The 14,752-nt window shown below is 64.2% G+C and carries 12 protein-coding genes; 5 read left to right on the forward strand and 7 right to left on the reverse strand.

Annotated elements, in window-relative coordinates; genetic code table 11:
- Positions 1 to 120: 120 nt before the first annotated feature.
- Positions 121 to 1,200, forward strand: a complete 1,080-nt coding sequence (locus tag QX128_RS27425; RefSeq protein WP_316239034.1) for an isocitrate/isopropylmalate dehydrogenase family protein — start codon at positions 121 to 123, stop codon at positions 1,198 to 1,200.
- Here QX128_RS27425 and QX128_RS27430 read toward each other — a convergent pair.
- The 3 genes from QX128_RS27430 to QX128_RS27440 all read right to left on the reverse strand — a co-directional run bounded on the left by QX128_RS27430 (position 1,197) and on the right by QX128_RS27440 (position 4,081).
- Positions 1,197 to 2,018 carry an enoyl-CoA hydratase gene (locus QX128_RS27430; RefSeq protein WP_316239035.1) on the reverse strand — a complete coding sequence of 274 codons (822 nt, stop codon included), beginning with the start codon at positions 2,016 to 2,018 and terminating at the stop codon, positions 1,197 to 1,199. The two genes, QX128_RS27425 and QX128_RS27430, sit on opposite strands and share 4 nt — an antisense overlap.
- A gap of 439 nt (positions 2,019 to 2,457) precedes the next feature.
- A complete protein-coding gene (locus QX128_RS27435) occupies positions 2,458 to 2,853 on the reverse strand; it encodes a helix-turn-helix domain-containing protein (protein WP_015668220.1) in 396 nt (131 codons plus the stop codon).
- 7 nt (positions 2,854 to 2,860) lie between these two features.
- Positions 2,861 to 4,081: a LysR family transcriptional regulator gene (locus tag QX128_RS27440; protein WP_315802515.1), complete on the reverse strand. Its 1,221-nt coding sequence runs from the start codon at positions 4,079 to 4,081 to the stop codon at positions 2,861 to 2,863.
- A gap of 512 nt (positions 4,082 to 4,593) precedes the next feature.
- Between QX128_RS27440 and QX128_RS27445 the strand changes: the two genes are divergently transcribed.
- Together QX128_RS27445 and QX128_RS27450 are read left to right on the forward strand one after the other, a co-directional pair.
- The gene (locus QX128_RS27445) at positions 4,594 to 4,839 is read left to right on the forward strand and encodes a hypothetical protein (protein ID WP_315802553.1); all 246 of its coding nucleotides are present in this window, start codon (positions 4,594 to 4,596) and stop codon (positions 4,837 to 4,839) included.
- 301 nt (positions 4,840 to 5,140) lie between these two features.
- Positions 5,141 to 5,875 (forward strand): cytochrome c biogenesis CcdA family protein, encoded by a 735-nt coding sequence (locus QX128_RS27450; RefSeq protein ID WP_315802516.1) that lies wholly within the window; start codon positions 5,141 to 5,143, stop codon positions 5,873 to 5,875.
- 6 nt (positions 5,876 to 5,881) lie between these two features.
- Here QX128_RS27450 and QX128_RS27455 read toward each other — a convergent pair whose 3' ends face one another.
- Both QX128_RS27455 and QX128_RS27460 read right to left on the reverse strand, forming a co-directional pair.
- A complete protein-coding gene (locus tag QX128_RS27455; protein WP_315802517.1) occupies positions 5,882 to 7,399 on the reverse strand; it encodes an HWE histidine kinase domain-containing protein in 1,518 nt (505 codons plus the stop codon).
- 244 nt (positions 7,400 to 7,643) lie between these two features.
- Positions 7,644 to 8,918, reverse strand: coding sequence for a serine hydrolase domain-containing protein (locus tag QX128_RS27460; RefSeq protein ID WP_316239036.1), 1,275 nt, complete (start codon positions 8,916 to 8,918; stop codon positions 7,644 to 7,646).
- A 148-nt stretch (positions 8,919 to 9,066) separates the two neighbouring features.
- Here QX128_RS27460 and QX128_RS27465 point away from each other — a divergent pair, with 148 nt between their 5' ends.
- Positions 9,067 to 9,981: an intradiol ring-cleavage dioxygenase gene (locus QX128_RS27465; protein WP_316239037.1), complete on the forward strand. Its 915-nt coding sequence runs from the start codon at positions 9,067 to 9,069 to the stop codon at positions 9,979 to 9,981.
- A gap of 24 nt (positions 9,982 to 10,005) precedes the next feature.
- On the opposite strand, the gene QX128_RS27470 is transcribed toward QX128_RS27465, so the two are convergent.
- A complete protein-coding gene (locus QX128_RS27470) occupies positions 10,006 to 11,736 on the reverse strand; it encodes a bifunctional protein-serine/threonine kinase/phosphatase (RefSeq protein ID WP_316239038.1) in 1,731 nt (576 codons plus the stop codon).
- 66 nt (positions 11,737 to 11,802) lie between these two features.
- Entirely contained in the window at positions 11,803 to 12,636 is an 834-nt protein-coding gene (locus QX128_RS27475; protein WP_316239039.1) for a formate/nitrite transporter family protein, read from the reverse strand.
- A gap of 727 nt (positions 12,637 to 13,363) precedes the next feature.
- On the opposite strand from QX128_RS27475, the gene QX128_RS27480 reads away from it, so the two are divergent.
- Positions 13,364 to 14,737, forward strand: a complete 1,374-nt coding sequence (locus QX128_RS27480) for a CmpA/NrtA family ABC transporter substrate-binding protein (RefSeq protein WP_316239050.1) — start codon at positions 13,364 to 13,366, stop codon at positions 14,735 to 14,737.
- Positions 14,738 to 14,752: the final 15 nt, after the last annotated feature.

Raw genomic sequence — 14,752 nt, forward strand, 5'->3', positions numbered from 1 at the left:
TCATGGCCGGGCTTGACCCGGCCATCCACGTCTTTGGCGCCGCGGCGTTAGAAAGTCGTGGATGCCCGGGTCAAGCCCGGGCATGACGGCTCATTGATGTCGTCCTCGAAAGCGTCGCCCATGCCCTCGACCAATTCACTCCACATCGCAGTCCTCCCCGGCGACGGCATCGGTCCTGAAGTCATGGCGCCCGCGCTCGAGGTGCTGCGCAAGGTCGAGGCCAAGGCCGGCCTGTCGTTCCGCTTCACCGAGGCCCAGGCTGGCGCCAACAACTATCTCGCAACCGGCGTCTCGATCGCCGACTCGACGATCCGGCTGTGCGAAGAGGCGGACGCGATCCTGCTCGGCGCCTGCGGGCTGCCCTCGGTGCGCTATCCCGACAACACCGAGATCGCGCCGCAGATCGAGCTGCGCTTCCATTTCGACCTCTATGCTGGCGTGCGGCCGGCGCGGCTGATCCCGGGCGTGCCGAGTCCGATCGTTGGTGCCGCCGAGCACGGGATCGACTTCGTCGTCATCCGCGAGTCCACCGAAGGCCTGTTCGCCTCGATGGGCAAAGGTGTGGTGACATATGAGGAGGCGCGCGAGACCCTTGTCATTACCCGCAAGACATCCGAGCGGCTGTTCAACTTCTCCTTCAAGCTCGCCGCCCGGCGCCGCGCGCGCGGCCGCTCGGGAACTTTGGCCTGCGTCGACAAGGCCAACGTCTTCAAGGCCTTCGCCTACTTTCGCAAGATCTTCGACGAGGTCGCTCAACTTCATCCGGACGTGAAGACGGACCGCCTCTACATCGATGCCTGCGCGCTCATGCTGGTGAAGCGCCCGTGGGATTTCGACGTCCTGGTCACCGAGAACATGTTCGGCGACATCCTGTCCGATCTCGCCGCCGGTCTCGTCGGCGGCATGGGCATGGCGCCGTCGGCCGACATCGGCGACCGCCACGCCGTGTTCCAGCCCTGCCACGGAACCGCGCCCGACATCATGGGGCAGGGCAAGGCCAATCCGACCGCGATGATCCTCTCGGCCGCGATGATGCTGGACTGGCTGGCGGACACGCATGGCATCGAGGGCGCAGCCGAAGCGGCGCAGCGGATCGAGCTGGCCGTCGACCGGGTCTATGCCTCCGGCCTCAAGCCGTTCGAGTTCGGCGGCAAGGCCGGCACGATCGACGTGACCAAGGCGGTGCTGGAGGCGCTCTAGCGTCCCTTGAAGGCCGGCTTGCGCTTCTCCATGAAGGCGCGGCGGCCCTCGCGGAAATCCTCCGAATCCATGCAGGCGTCGCCGATCCGCTTGATGGCTTCCATGTCGCGCCGGCTTTCGTCCTTCAGCACTTCGGCGATGGTGATCTTGGCGGCCTTGACCGCCAGCGGCGCATTGCCGGCGATGGTGCGGGCGATCTCCAGCGTCGCCGGCAGCAGCTCGTCGTTGGGGATCATCCGATCGATGAGGCCGATGCGCAGCGCCTCCGCGGCATCGATCCGCAGGCCCGTATAGAGCAGCAGCCGCGCCTGCGACGGGCCGACCAGTGACACCAGGTTGCGCAGGCCGTCATAGCCATAGGCGATGCCGAGCCTGGCGGCGGGGATGCCGAACTGGCTGTCCGCGGCGGCAAAGCGCATGTCGGTCAGCATCGCGATCTGCAGGCCGCCGCCGAGGCAGAAGCCGCTGACGCAGGCGATCGTCGGCTTAGGGTAGCCGGCGAGCAGCGCCCGCTGGGCGGCGCTGCGCTCGGCATAGGCCTCCGAGGCCGCGGCGTTGTGGCGGCTCTGCTCGAACTGGCTGATGTCGGCGCCGGACACGAAGGCCTTGCCGCCGGCGCCGGTCAGCACCACGACCCGGATCGCGTCATCGTCGCGCAGCGCGACCAGGGCCTGGCCGAGCCCCTCCCACATCTCCAGCGACATCGCATTGCGCTTATCCGGGTTGTTGAAGGTGATGATGCCGACGCCGTCGCCCGCTCTGGTCATGAGGATCTTGCCCTCGGCGAAGGTGGTGGGGAGCTCGGAGATGGTCGGCATGAGGGTCCGTCGGCAGGGAGGGCAAGGCGGCCGACATCGTTCACCGCGCCGGTGACGGCGTCAATGTGAGTTCAGGCCACGATGGGCAGGCAAGAGGACGTCGGAGCCGATGCTCTCGACCTGTGCACGGGTGGCCCAGGAGAGGACGCGCAGCGTTCATGATCAGCGTCGGCCGACGGGACCGAAACGCCGCCATGCCGCCACTTCCTATGACGGCAGAGAGCACGAGAATACAAGGGCGACGAAGCCTCAGACCGCGCAGCGATCGCTGGGCGGACGAGAAGGGCCGGTGTGCCGGCCGCGCCGATCACTCGGCCTCGAGCCGAGGCAGTGAACTCGCCCGAGCTGGCAAAGCCTGGCGCCCCCAAGTTGCGCCCTCGAGCGAAGATGGTCCATATCCATCACGGGCAGATCTGTCTGACGGATCAGACAGCCTTGCCTATTCTTCGTTCGCTGCGATCGATTCCATCAAGGATACCAGCTGACGTTGTACGGTCTGGTCCTTGATCTTGCTGTAGGCGCGCAGCAACCGCAGGCTGAAGGCTGAGTCCAGGAACAGGAGGCTCTCGACCTCGCGCGCCTTGCTGTCGCCGTCGTAGAAGAACGTCACGGGCACGTCGAGCGCGGTGGCGATCTGCTGCAGACGCGCAGCGCCGACCCGGTTGACGCCCTTCTCGTACTTCTGGACCTGCTGGAAGCTCACGCCGAGCTTCTCGCCGAGTTCAGCCTGCGAGATCTTCTGCTCCACACGCCGGAGGCGAATCCGCTTGCCGAGCTCGATGTCGGGCTTGCCCGCACTGCGCTGCTTCATTTTCTTTGCCGCTGATTTGTTCATACTGATTTTACCGTCCTTCCATCGGAAAGCCCCCGAATAGATGGGTCAGGGGTTCACCCATATATACTGTTTTAAGTTGCTGTGGATGAATGAATTCGTCTTTAAACCACGGGTATTTGCCAGGGTTAAAGGCCTCGACCAGCCAGTCGATCATGTGACGCACCCTAGGGATGCGTCCGGTGGTGGCATGGTAGGACAGCCAGATGTCGTAGGACCACTTGAGGTCAACCTCAAGTGGTATGATCTTCCCGCCCAGGGCACTCGCATAGGTTGGGAAGACCCCGATGCCGGCGCCGTGCGCCACGGCCCAGTAATTGGCGCTCGAGACATTGGTGGTCATCGCGATCAGGTCCCGCTGCTCGAAACCGGGAAAGATGGTGGCGAAGGCGGCGTTGGCGGCGGCTTCGTCCGCCACCTGCAGAACCAAGCGATGTTTGACGAGATCGTCAATCGTCTTTGGGATGCCAAATATCTCCAAATATTTCTCGCTCGCAAAGCACATCAGGTGCATGCGGCCGAGCCGGACCAGCTTGACGTCGAGCGCCGCCGGCCGGGAGAGATGGATGGCCACGTCGGCCTCGTGGCGTGACACGTCGGCCGAGCGCATCGCGCAATAGAGGTCGACCATGACGTTGGGAAAGCTCTGCTGAAATTCGACCAGCCGCGGCGCCAGCCAGAACGTGCCGAGCCCCTCGGTCACCGCGACCCGGACCTCGCCCGACGCAGCGCCGGCGAGACCATCGCCCGCGCGCAGCAGCTCGAATGACGCGGCCTCCATGCGTTCGACGGCAGAGACCACCAGTGCGCCTTCGTCGGTCAGCCGAGCGCCGTGGACGTCGCGTGTGAACAGCGTCGCGCCGATCTGCCGCTCGAAATCATCGATGCGTCGCCGTACGGCATTGATCGAGAGCGTCAGCCGCTCTGCCGCGGAGCGGAAGCTGCCGGCCCTGACAACCTCGAGGAAGATCCGCGCTGCATCCCAGTCGGTGAGGCTTGCCAGCGCCGATTTGCTCACGGTCGACTTGGCCGGGGCGGCCCGGCCCGTCGCAGTTTTTGCCGGCTTGCTCGCCGTTGCGCCCTTGGCGCCGCCACTCTCTCGGCTCAGTTCAATGCTCGATCCTGCCGCAGCAGACGAGTCGCCGTGCTCCCCTGGCGCCAGCGTCGCAGGGGTCTCGGCTAGGTCCTGGCGTTCCTTCTGAGGAACGCCCCGTTCCGCCGCAACGCGCATACAAGCTCTCTCCGCCTGCTAGAGTGATTCCGATAAATTACGGGCAGGGCACGTTCGTGCCATGATTTGGTTGAGCGATCGAGGGTCGATGAGTCTGCCACGTTCAGTTCTCTGCAGCATGGTCTTACCGCCAGCAGACGCGCGGTCTGACACATCATGTAGGACAGAGACACGCTTAGCGCGAGTCGAACCTAAGATCGACGGTTTTTGCCTCGACTGCAATGAAATGGTATTCGAAGATGGTCCGTTGTCATGCTATCTTGATGAACGGATCGTGGCGCTAACTCATCGAATGCCGGGGAGCGGTGATGTGTCTTCACCATGCGCCATGCCAGGACGTCGTCGTGCCGTCCCAGGGGGTGGGCGCGCGGCTCGGATGAGCCGCATGGGCAAAGCGCAGGGGAGCTACGACATGACGTATTTGGAAGCCATCCGCGAGTCGGGAGTTGCTCGGCTCCATCTCGTCGCACGCTAGAACGGAAACGACGCCTGTGGCCAATTCAGACGAACAAATGCTTGCAGTGCTTGCATCCCTGGAGCAGTGCCGCGCCACGCTCGCGGCGACGGGCAATCGCGAATCGGCACATTTGGTCTCGGTTGCCATCCTCGACCTGCGTATGAAGCTGAACCGTCTGAGCGAGGACGATCTGAGATCGCTCTGCGATGAGATGGTTCAAGCTGACAATCCCGACAAGCTGCGCGATCCGAAGCTGCAGCCGGGTCAGCGCAGGCAGCCTTTGCTTCGAGTGGTGAAATAGCACAGTTCGATGTGTGCACAAAGGTGCATTTAGCGCATTTGTGATATGTCGTGATCCCGCGGTGATGCGCGCGCGGCTCGCGGACGAGCCGGTTGGAACGGGTGGACGTGCCGCATCCGGGCGGGACTTTGCCGACGAGGCTCTGATCCGGGGACGTCGGGCTCAATCCTAGCGAAGGCCTGCAGGCGGTGATCATCGTTGAGCGCCGTAACTTCGGCACGTCTGTTGCGTATTCCCCGTATCGGCGGCAAGAAGCGTCGTGCCCCGGCTTGCGCCTGGAGGGGCGTATCGCGGGACTCGCATGATCCAGAACGTATCGATTCCGGCCGCGTTCATTGCTGGCCTGGTCAGTTTTCTTTCGCCCTGCGTGCTGCCGCTGGTTCCTCCGTATCTGGTCTATCTCACCGGCGCCACGATCGAGCACATCGAGAGCGAGGAGCCTCCGGCCGCGTCGCGCCGCGCGGTGATGATCTCGGCCGCACTGTTCGTGCTGGGCTTCTCCACCGTGTTCGTCATGCTGGGGGCGAGCGCCTCGCTGATCGGCGGCCTGATCCGGGCCTGGTCGGAGCAGTTGTCCATTCTCGCCGGCATCGTCATCATCGTGATGGGCCTGCACTTCCTCGGCCTGACCCGGATCGCGTTCCTGATGCGCGAAGGGCGGCTGCCGATCCCCAAGCCGGTCGGCCTGTGGGGCGCCTATGTCATGGGGCTCGCCTTCGCCTTCGGCTGGACGCCGTGCATCGGGCCGATCCTGGCTGCGATCCTCTCGATCGCAGCCGCGGAGACGACGGTCGCCAAGGGCGCCGGGCTCCTTGCCGTCTATTCCGCCGGCCTCGGCATTCCGTTCCTGGTCGCGGCGTTCATGATCGAGCAGTTCTCGGCGCTGTTCATGCGCATGCGTGGCCATCTCGTGAACATCGAGCGCGCGATGGGCGTGCTGATGATCGCCACCGGCATCGGCTTTCTCACCGGCGCGGTCTCGACCTTCAGCATCTGGCTGCTCGAGACGTTCCCGGCGCTGCAGAGGTTCGGCTGACGCGGCTCAATCGTCGAGCTTGCAGGTGATGGTGTAGACCACGCCCGGCGGCAGGAAGTCGACCGTGGCCTCGCCGCCGAGCTGATCGCGCGCGCTGCGCTCGATCAGGCGGGAGCCGAAGCCGCGCTGGATCGGCGCCGAGACCACCGGGCCGCCGGTCTCCTGCCACACCAGCCGCAGCCGTGCCGGCAGCTTCTTCGCGGCGTCGGCCGCGCTCGTCAGCTCCCAGGACAGATCGACCGTGCCGGTGTCGTTCGAGAGCGCGCCATATTTGGCGGCGTTGGTTGCGATCTCGTGCACGATCATCGACAGCACGACCGCGAGCCGCGGCGACAGCGCCACCTTCGGGCCGGAGATCCTGATGCGGTCGGGCGTGTTGAGGCGGTAGGGCTTGAGCACGCGCTCGATCACGTCCTGCAGCTCGGAGCCCTGCCATTTCTCCTTGCTGAGCAGATTATGCGCCTCCGCGAGCGCGCCGAGCCGGCCCTCGAACTTCTCGCGCTCATGGCGGCTGGCGCTGCGGAAGGTCTGCACCGCGATCGCCTGCAGGATCGCCAGCGTGTTCTTGACCCGGTGATTGAGCTCCTCGATCAGCAGATCGTGCAGCATCTCTGCGCGCGCGATCGTCGTCGCCATCCGCACCGCGAAGGCCAGGCCGATCGCCAGCATGATGCCGCCGAGCAGGCTGGTAACGGCGAGGTTGCGCCACAGCGGCGCCACCAGCGAATCCTCGGCGATGCCGGCGCCGATGGTCCATCCGGTCAGGGTGGAATGGGTGAAGCTCGACAGCAGCGGCACACCCTCGAGCGATACGCTCGACAGCGTCGCCTCCTGCTCGCTGCGCATGCGATCGAAGACCGAGGGCGAGGCCTGCTTGCCGATCGTCTTCGTCGGATTCGGCACGCGTGCGAAGACGGTCGCCTGGCGGTCGAGCAGCGACAGGGTCCAGTCCGGGTTCGGCCGCTGCTTTTCCAGGATGGTCTGGAACATCTCGATCGGCGGGCTGAACGAGATGTCATAGACGACCTCGCCGTCGCGAAAGACGGGAACCTCGACGGTGACGATCAGGCTCTTCTTCACGACGCCGTAGAACAGGTCGGAATATTGCGGCTGCCTGGTCTCGAACACGCGGCGGGTGATCTCGCGGTTGTTGCGCGGCGGCAGGTGAGCCGTATCCGGCGTCGCCGACGAGAACAATTGGCGTCCCTCGCGGTCGGCGACCACGATCGTGCCGTTCTTGCCGTACTGCTCGAGGAAGCCCATCGCGATCGGCCGGAAGCGTTCGAAATCGCCGGTGGTCAGCGCATCGGTCAGCGCCAGCACCTGGACGCCGCCGGTCATGCGCTGCATTTCGGCATCGAGCGTCAGGCGGATGCTGCGCACCGTCTCCAGCACGCGCTGGCGGGCGTCGCTGCGGTCCTGCATGTAGTTGTGCAAGACGATCCCGCCTGCGAACAGGATGAGCGGCAGCGTGGTCCCTGCGACCAGAAGAGCAAGCCGGATCGGCAGGGAGAGTTTTGGCACGGATGCCCCGTTTGAGCTGGCGCTGCTGATTGCCGTTGGGACTGACGTCGGCTGGGGAGATGCGTCGGGCGCAGGCGAATGTATGCAGCGAGCGCATATCAGGCTGGAGCGGCTGCGTCCGCAAGGTCCCGGCGGTTGCAGCCGTTCACATCGTTGTCAGCATAGGAGAGCGGTGCAAGCGCGCCAAGCGCAATGCGCGGGGATCGTCGGTTCCCTGAGCGGCTTTGCCGCCACAGCGCCTCTCCTAAACGTTGCTCTCGGTGATGGCCGCGTACACCATCGTGCGCAGCTCGCGGCGGATCGGGTAGGCGCTCGAGGGCAGCACCTGGGTCATGAAGATCGTGATCAGCTCTTCGGCCGGGTCGATCCAGAACGCGGTGGAGGCCGCGCCGCCCCAGGCATATTCGCCGGCGCTGCCGGGGATCAGCGTCTTGGCCGGGTCCATCGTCACCGAGAAGCCGAGACCGAAGCCGATGCCGTTATAGGCCGCTTCCGCGAACATCGAGCGCGACAGCGCCGGCAGGTCGACGCCGCCGGGCAGATGGTTCGAGGTCATCAGCTTCAGCGTCTTCGGCCCGAGCAGCCTGACGCCGCCGAGCTCGCCGCCATTGAGCAATGCGCGGCAGAACGTCAGATAGTCGGCCGTGGTCGAGCACAGGCCGCCGCCGCCGGAGATGAAGTCGGGCGGGTTGAGGAAGGTGCTGGTCGCCGGGTCGTCCTGCAAGGTCAGGCCGCCCTTGCGATCGGCGGCGTGAAACGACAAGGCGCCGCCGGCGTCGGCCGAGTAGCACGCCGCAAGGCGGTGCGCCTTCGCCGCGGGAACGTGGAAGTCGGTGTCGCTCATGCCGAGCCGATCGAAGATGCGCTGTTTCAGGAATTGCTCGAACGGCTGGTCGGCGATCTTGCCGACGAGATAGCCGACCACGTCGGTGGACACCGAGTAGTTCCAGGCCTCGCCCGGCGAGAACTCGAGCGGAATCCGCGCGAGGTCATCGATCATCGACTGCAGGGTGCCGGCCTTTTCGACCGCGCCGATCTTGGCGTCGCGATAGGCGGCATCGACGTTCGAGCGCTGCTGGAAGCCATAAGTGAGGCCCGAGGTGTGGCGCAGCAGGTCGACGATCAGCATCGGCCGCGCCGGGGGCCGGCTGACGAAGGCCGGTGCCGTGCCGGCGACGAACACGCCGAGATTCTTCCACTCCGGAATGTATTTGGCGACGGGCTCGTCGAGCGCGACCTTGCCTTCCTCGACCAGCATCATGAAGGCGACCGAGGTGATCGGCTTGGTCATCGAATAGATGCGGTAGATCGTGTCGTCCCTGACCGGGACCTTGCGCTCGACATCGGCAAAGCCGAGCGAGCTCGTGTGCACGACCTTGCCGCGGCGATAGACCATCAACTGCGTGCCAGGAAAACGGCCTGCCTCGACATAGCGCCGTTTCAGGTGGGCATCGATGCGGTCGAGCGCGGCTTGCGACATGCCGACGGTTTCGGGCGAGGCGGGAGTGGGGGCGAGCATCGGCGTCTCCGCTATGATCGGTTTCCGGCGGCCTGCGCGAGGATCGGCCGCGCATCCCGTTTGTTTCGGGTGATAGCCGAAAAACGCGCCGCGTCCAATGGCGGGCCGGGGATGCGTCGTGTACCCTTTGCGCCGGGAGGAATTGGCAATGACACAATTCAACGAGGTCGAGCTCACGGAGGCCGTCGTCGCGAGCTTCGAGCGCACACCCGATCCGCGCGCGAAATTCCTGCTGCAGGAATTGGTGAAGTCGCTGCACGATTATGTGCGCCGGACGGAGCTCACTTTCGACGAGTGGGCCGCCGCCATCGACTTTCTGACCCGCACCGGCCAGACCTGCACCGCGAGCCGGCAGGAGTTCATCCTGCTGTCCGACGTGCTCGGCGTGTCGATGCTGGTCGACGCCATCAATCATCGCGACCGGGCAGGGGCGACGGAGACGACCGTGCTCGGTCCGTTCTACGTCGGCGAGCACAAGGTGACGGCCCACGGCACCGACATCTCGGCGGATCTCAAGGGCGAGAAGATGTTCGTGCAGGGACGCGTGACCGATCTGTCGGGTGCCCCGCTGGCGGGCGCCACGGTCGATGTCTGGCATGCCGACGACGAGGGCTTCTACGATTCGCAGCGGCCGTCCTATGAAAGCGATGGTCCGTCGTCGCGGGCGCGCTTCATCACGGATGCGGATGGTCGCTTCTTCTTCCGCACCATCCTGCCCTGCAGCTATCCGATCCCGACCGACGGTCCGGTGGGACGGATGATCCTCGAGACGAAGCGTCATCCGATGCGCCCGGCCCATGTGCATTTCCTGGTGGACGCCAAGGGCTACGAGCCGCTGATCACCCATGTCTTCGTCGGCGGCGACGAATATCTTGACAGTGACGTCGTCTTTGGCGTCAAGGACGACCTCATCGCCCAGGTGCAACGGAGCACCGACGCCGTGATGCCGGATGGCAAGCTGGCCGTCGGGCCATGGCACTTGATGACCTATGATTTCCGCATGAAGCCGGGAGCGGGCGTGGCGCCGCGTCCGCTCGGCGCGATCGCGCCTGAACCCGCTTGATCGGGGCGCGAGCGCCGGGCTCGCCTACCAGCCGCCGTGGCGAACCGCGAGCAGGATGACGACTGCGATCGCGAGCAGCGCCGTCGTTGCCTTCCAGAACAGCAGCGGATTGCGCTCGATCAGCGGCGTCCGGTCGCCGCCGACATAGGCCGGATTGGGGTGCCGAAGGTCGAAGACGAATTCCGAGAGGCTCTCGTAACGTTTGGCAGCGACCGGATGGACGGCGCGGCGAAGTGCCCCGTCGATCCAGAGCGGGACGGTTTGGTCATCGCCCGAGGCCGGCTGATAGCGCACCTTGCGAAACTGTGCCGGGGTTCTCGCGCGCGCCATCTGCGCGCCATAGGGCAGCCGGCCTGTCAGCATCTGGTAGGCGATCACGCCGAGCGAGAACTGATCGGACCATTCGGAGCCGCCCTCGCCGAGAAAATATTCCGGCGCCGTATATTGCTGGGTGCCGAGGATGCTGTCGTGGTCGGCGGCCGGGTCGGCCTCGACCACGCCGCTGACGCGCACCGATCCGAAATCGATGATCTTCGCCGTCCGGGTCCGGTCGATCATGATGTTTGCAGGCCGCAGATCCTGGTGCAGCATTTCCTTGCGATGCAGCGCCTGCAGTCCGTTGGCGATCTGCTCGATGATGTCTCTGACAGTATCGAGATCGGCTTTCGGATGGTCGATCATCCATTGCGCCAGGGTCTGGCCTTCGACGAATTCGGTGACGACGTAGAGATGATCGCGGCGGCGCGTCGATGGGAAGGCCTTCAGCACGTGCGGATTGTCGATCCGTCGCGCGATCCACTCTTCCATCAGGAAGCGCTTCAAATAGGCCGGGTCGCCGCGCAGGTCGATCGAAGGCACCTTGATGGCGACGGGGAGCTCCGTCTCGACGTCGACCGCCAGATAGATGTGGCTGCGGCTGCTGGAATGGATCTCGCGCAAGATCCGGTAGCCCTCGAAGATCATCCGCGCGTCCAGCAGCGGCGCCGGCGGCAGCTGCTCGGCCTGGACCGGAATCTCGGCGGCGTCGCCGACACCGAGCTCGTCGATCCGCACGATCTGGATCGTGAGATTGTCCGCGCTGCCCTGCGCCAGCGCCTCGGCGACGATGATGCGGGCCGCCTGGTCGAGGTCGTGGGAATTCTCTTTCAACACGTTGGCGACAAAACGCTTGCCGACATGCTCGTGAACGCCGTCGGTCGCGAGCACGAAGATGTCGCCGCGCTCGATCCTGACAGCCTGATAGTCGATTTCGACCTGAGGGTTGACCCCGAGCGCGCGCCCCAGATAGCTCTGCTGCGACGAGATCATGACGCGATGATCGTCGGTGAGCTGCTCGAGCGAATGGCCGGCGAGGCGTGAGATGCGGCAGTCGCCGACATGGAAGAGATGCGCGGTGGCCGCCTTGATCACGATCGCGCTGAGCGTGCAGACGTAACCTTTGTCGCGGTCATAGGCGTATTGGCTGGCTCTGGTCTGGGCATGAAGCCAGGAGTTGGCGGCCGTGATCACGCGTCGCGCCGACGTCTTCACCGACCAGGCATCCGGCGTGCAGTAATAATCGGTTAGGAAGCTCTTGACCGCGGACTCGCTCGCGATGTGGCTGACCTCGCTGCTGCTGATGCCATCGGCGATGGCGACCGCGATGCCTTTCAGGCTGAGCGCAGGCTCATCGGGGATCAGGGCGCCGTGGAAGTCCTGGTTGCCCGGCTTCTGCCCTTTGTCGGAATGCGCTCCGATTGTGATCCGCAATGGCATTTGGCTGTGGGGCGAAGGCGAGGGAGCCCGACCTTAGCGCGGGCGGGCTCCCAAGGGAAAATGAAATCAGGCGGCTGCGCGAACGGAGACCTTGGCATCGCGCTTCGGCTGCGTCCTGATATGGGTGGCATAGAGCGTGAGGCCGGTAAAGGAGAGGCCGCCGACGAGATTGCCGAGCACGGTCGGGATCTCGTTCCAGATCAGATAGTCCATGATCGAGAACTTCGCATGGAGCATCAGCCCCGACGGGAACAGGAACATGTTCACCACCGAATGCTCGAACACCATGTAGAAGAAGACCAGGATCGGCATCCACATCGCCAGCACCTTGCCTGGCACGGTGGTCGAGATCATCGCGCCGACCACGCCGGTGGAGACCATCCAGTTGCACAGCATGCCGCGGATGAACAGCGTCGCCATGCCGGCCGCGCCATGCGCCGCGTAGCCGAGCGTCCGGCCTTCACCGATATTGCCGATGACGGCGCCGACCTTATCCGGCTCCTGCGTGAAGCCGAAGGTCGTCACGAACGCCATCATGAAGGCCACCGTCAGCGCGCCGGCGAAATTGCCGATGAAGACGAGTCCCCAGTTGCGCAGCACGCCTGCGATGGTCACGCCCGGACGCTTGTCGATCAAGGCCAGCGGCGACAGCACGAACACGCCGGTCAGAAGGTCGAAGCCCAGCAGATAGAGCATCGAGAAGCCGACGGGAAACAGCAGCGCGCCGATGATCGGCTGGCCGGTGTTCACATTGATTGTCACGGCGAACCACGCCGCGAGCGCGAGAATGGCGCCGGCCATATAGGCGCGGATGACCGTATCCCGTGTCGACATGAAGATCTTGGACTCCCCTGCATCCACCATCTTGGTGACGAATTCCGAGGGCGCGAGATACGACATTCAGGCTTCCTTCTGATTGTGCTTAACAACTGCCGGTTTCGCGTTGCCCGCTGGGAACGCGTTTCCCGGTGGGCACCACATGAAGCGAGCGGCGTCGAATGTCGGTGCAAGGCTGAATTGCGGGCGCATCACGACGACTGCTGGGATCGGAGCAGTTCATTGAGATCCGTCCCGAATGTCAGGCGCTAACAGCCTCAACAATCCGTCGAACCGCAGTCATCGTTGACTAATGAGTTGTTAGCAAGCCACGTGCCAATTCTGGCCACAATGCCGGTTCGTCAATTTATCCAACGCCTTAGCCGATTGCGCGGCGCGACCATGAGCGAATGTGCCGGGCGTTGAGACGGCGGCTGCTTACGGCCGTATCGCATGTGCTCATTCGGTGTGCATTGCACATATAGCAAGCGAATCGCAAAAGATACGTGCGTTTCTGGCGAAGGCAGGCGCGGACGGCTTGTTCCTAACCCGCTGAAATTGCTGCGCTCCGGCTCAGAACGCGCTTGGCACAAAGATTGAATAAGTACTCTTGACGCCATCGACGCCGTCTCCCGAAAACTCATTCATCAGCAGCGTGACAGCTCACCGGAGCCTTCTCCGGGAGTCGGCTTGCGTCCGCAGGCCGGCAAGGCGTCACGGCGACGCAAAGGATCATCCTTTCATGCCGAATTCATCCGACCTCACCCGACGTCCTGATCCGGAACAGGCGTTCGCTTCCAAGCGCGGCGCCATGCTGGATCGTCGTGCGTTTCTTGCGGCAGGCACTGCCGCCGCGCTGGCGCTCACTTCCAGCCGTGCGCGTGCGGCCAAGCTTGAAAAGGACGAGCTCAAGTTCGGATTCATCAAGCTCACCGACATGGCCCCGCTCGCGGTCGCCAAGGAGAACGGCTATTTCGAGGACGAGGGGCTGATTGTCACGCTGGAGGCACAGGCCAATTGGAAGGTGCTGCTCGATCGGGTCATCACCGGCGAGCTCGATGGCGCGCACATGCTTGCCGGCCAGCCGCTCGCGGCGACGATCGGCTTCGGGACCAAGGCCCATATCATCACGCCGTTCTCGATGGATCTCAACGGCAACGCCATCACGGTCTCCAACGAGATCTGGGAGCTGATGAAGCCACAGGTGGCGAAGGATGCGAGCGGCAAGCCGGTGCATCCCATCAAGGCGGAGACGCTGCGTCCGGCCATCGAGAAGCTCAAGGCTTCCGGCAAGGCCTTCAAGATGGGCATGGTGTTCCCGGTCTCGACCCACAACTACGAGCTTCGCTACTGGCTCGCCTCCGGCGGCATTAATCCTGGATATTATTCCGCCGATGATACGAGCGGCACCATCGCCGCCGAAGCCCTGCTGTCGGTCACGCCGCCGCCGCAGATGCCCGCCACGCTCGAAGCCGGCACCATCAACGGCTATTGCGTCGGTGAGCCGTGGAATCAGGCCGCCGTCTTCAAGGGCATCGGCGTGCCGGTGATCACGGACTACGAGATCTGGAAGGACAATCCCGAGAAGGTGTTCGGCATCACGGCGGCGTTCGCCGAGAAGAATCCCAATACGACGCTCGCGCTCACCAAGGCCTTGATCCGTGCCGCGATGTGGCTGGACGAGAACAACAACGCCAACCGCGCCAAAGCCGTCGAGATGCTCTCCAAGCCTGAATATGTCGGCGCCGACAAGGCGGTGATCGCGAACTCGATGACCGGCACATTCGAGTACGAGAAAGGCGACAAGCGGCAGATTCCGGATTTCAACGTCTTCTTCCGCTACTTTGCGACCTATCCCTATTACTCCGACGCCGTCTGGTATCTCACCCAGATGCGGCGCTGGGGACAGATCGCGGAGGCCAAGGACGATGCCTGGTACCACGCGACGGCCAAGAGCGTTTATCGGCCCGACATCTATCTTGCGGCCGCCCAGCAACTCGTCGCGGACGGCAAGGCGAAGAAGGAGGATTTTCCCTGGCAGACCGACGGCTTCCGCGCGCCGACTGCCGAATTCATCGATGGCGTGACCTACGATGGTCGCCAGCCGAACGCCTATATCGACAGTCTCAAGGTGGGGCTGAAGGGCAAGCAGAAGATCGAAGGCAACAAGATCATCGGCGGATGAACGGTGGCAGGGCCA

This window comes from Bradyrhizobium sp. SZCCHNR1015 (assembly GCF_032489875.1).
Classification (GTDB): Bacteria; Pseudomonadota; Alphaproteobacteria; order Rhizobiales; family Xanthobacteraceae; genus Bradyrhizobium.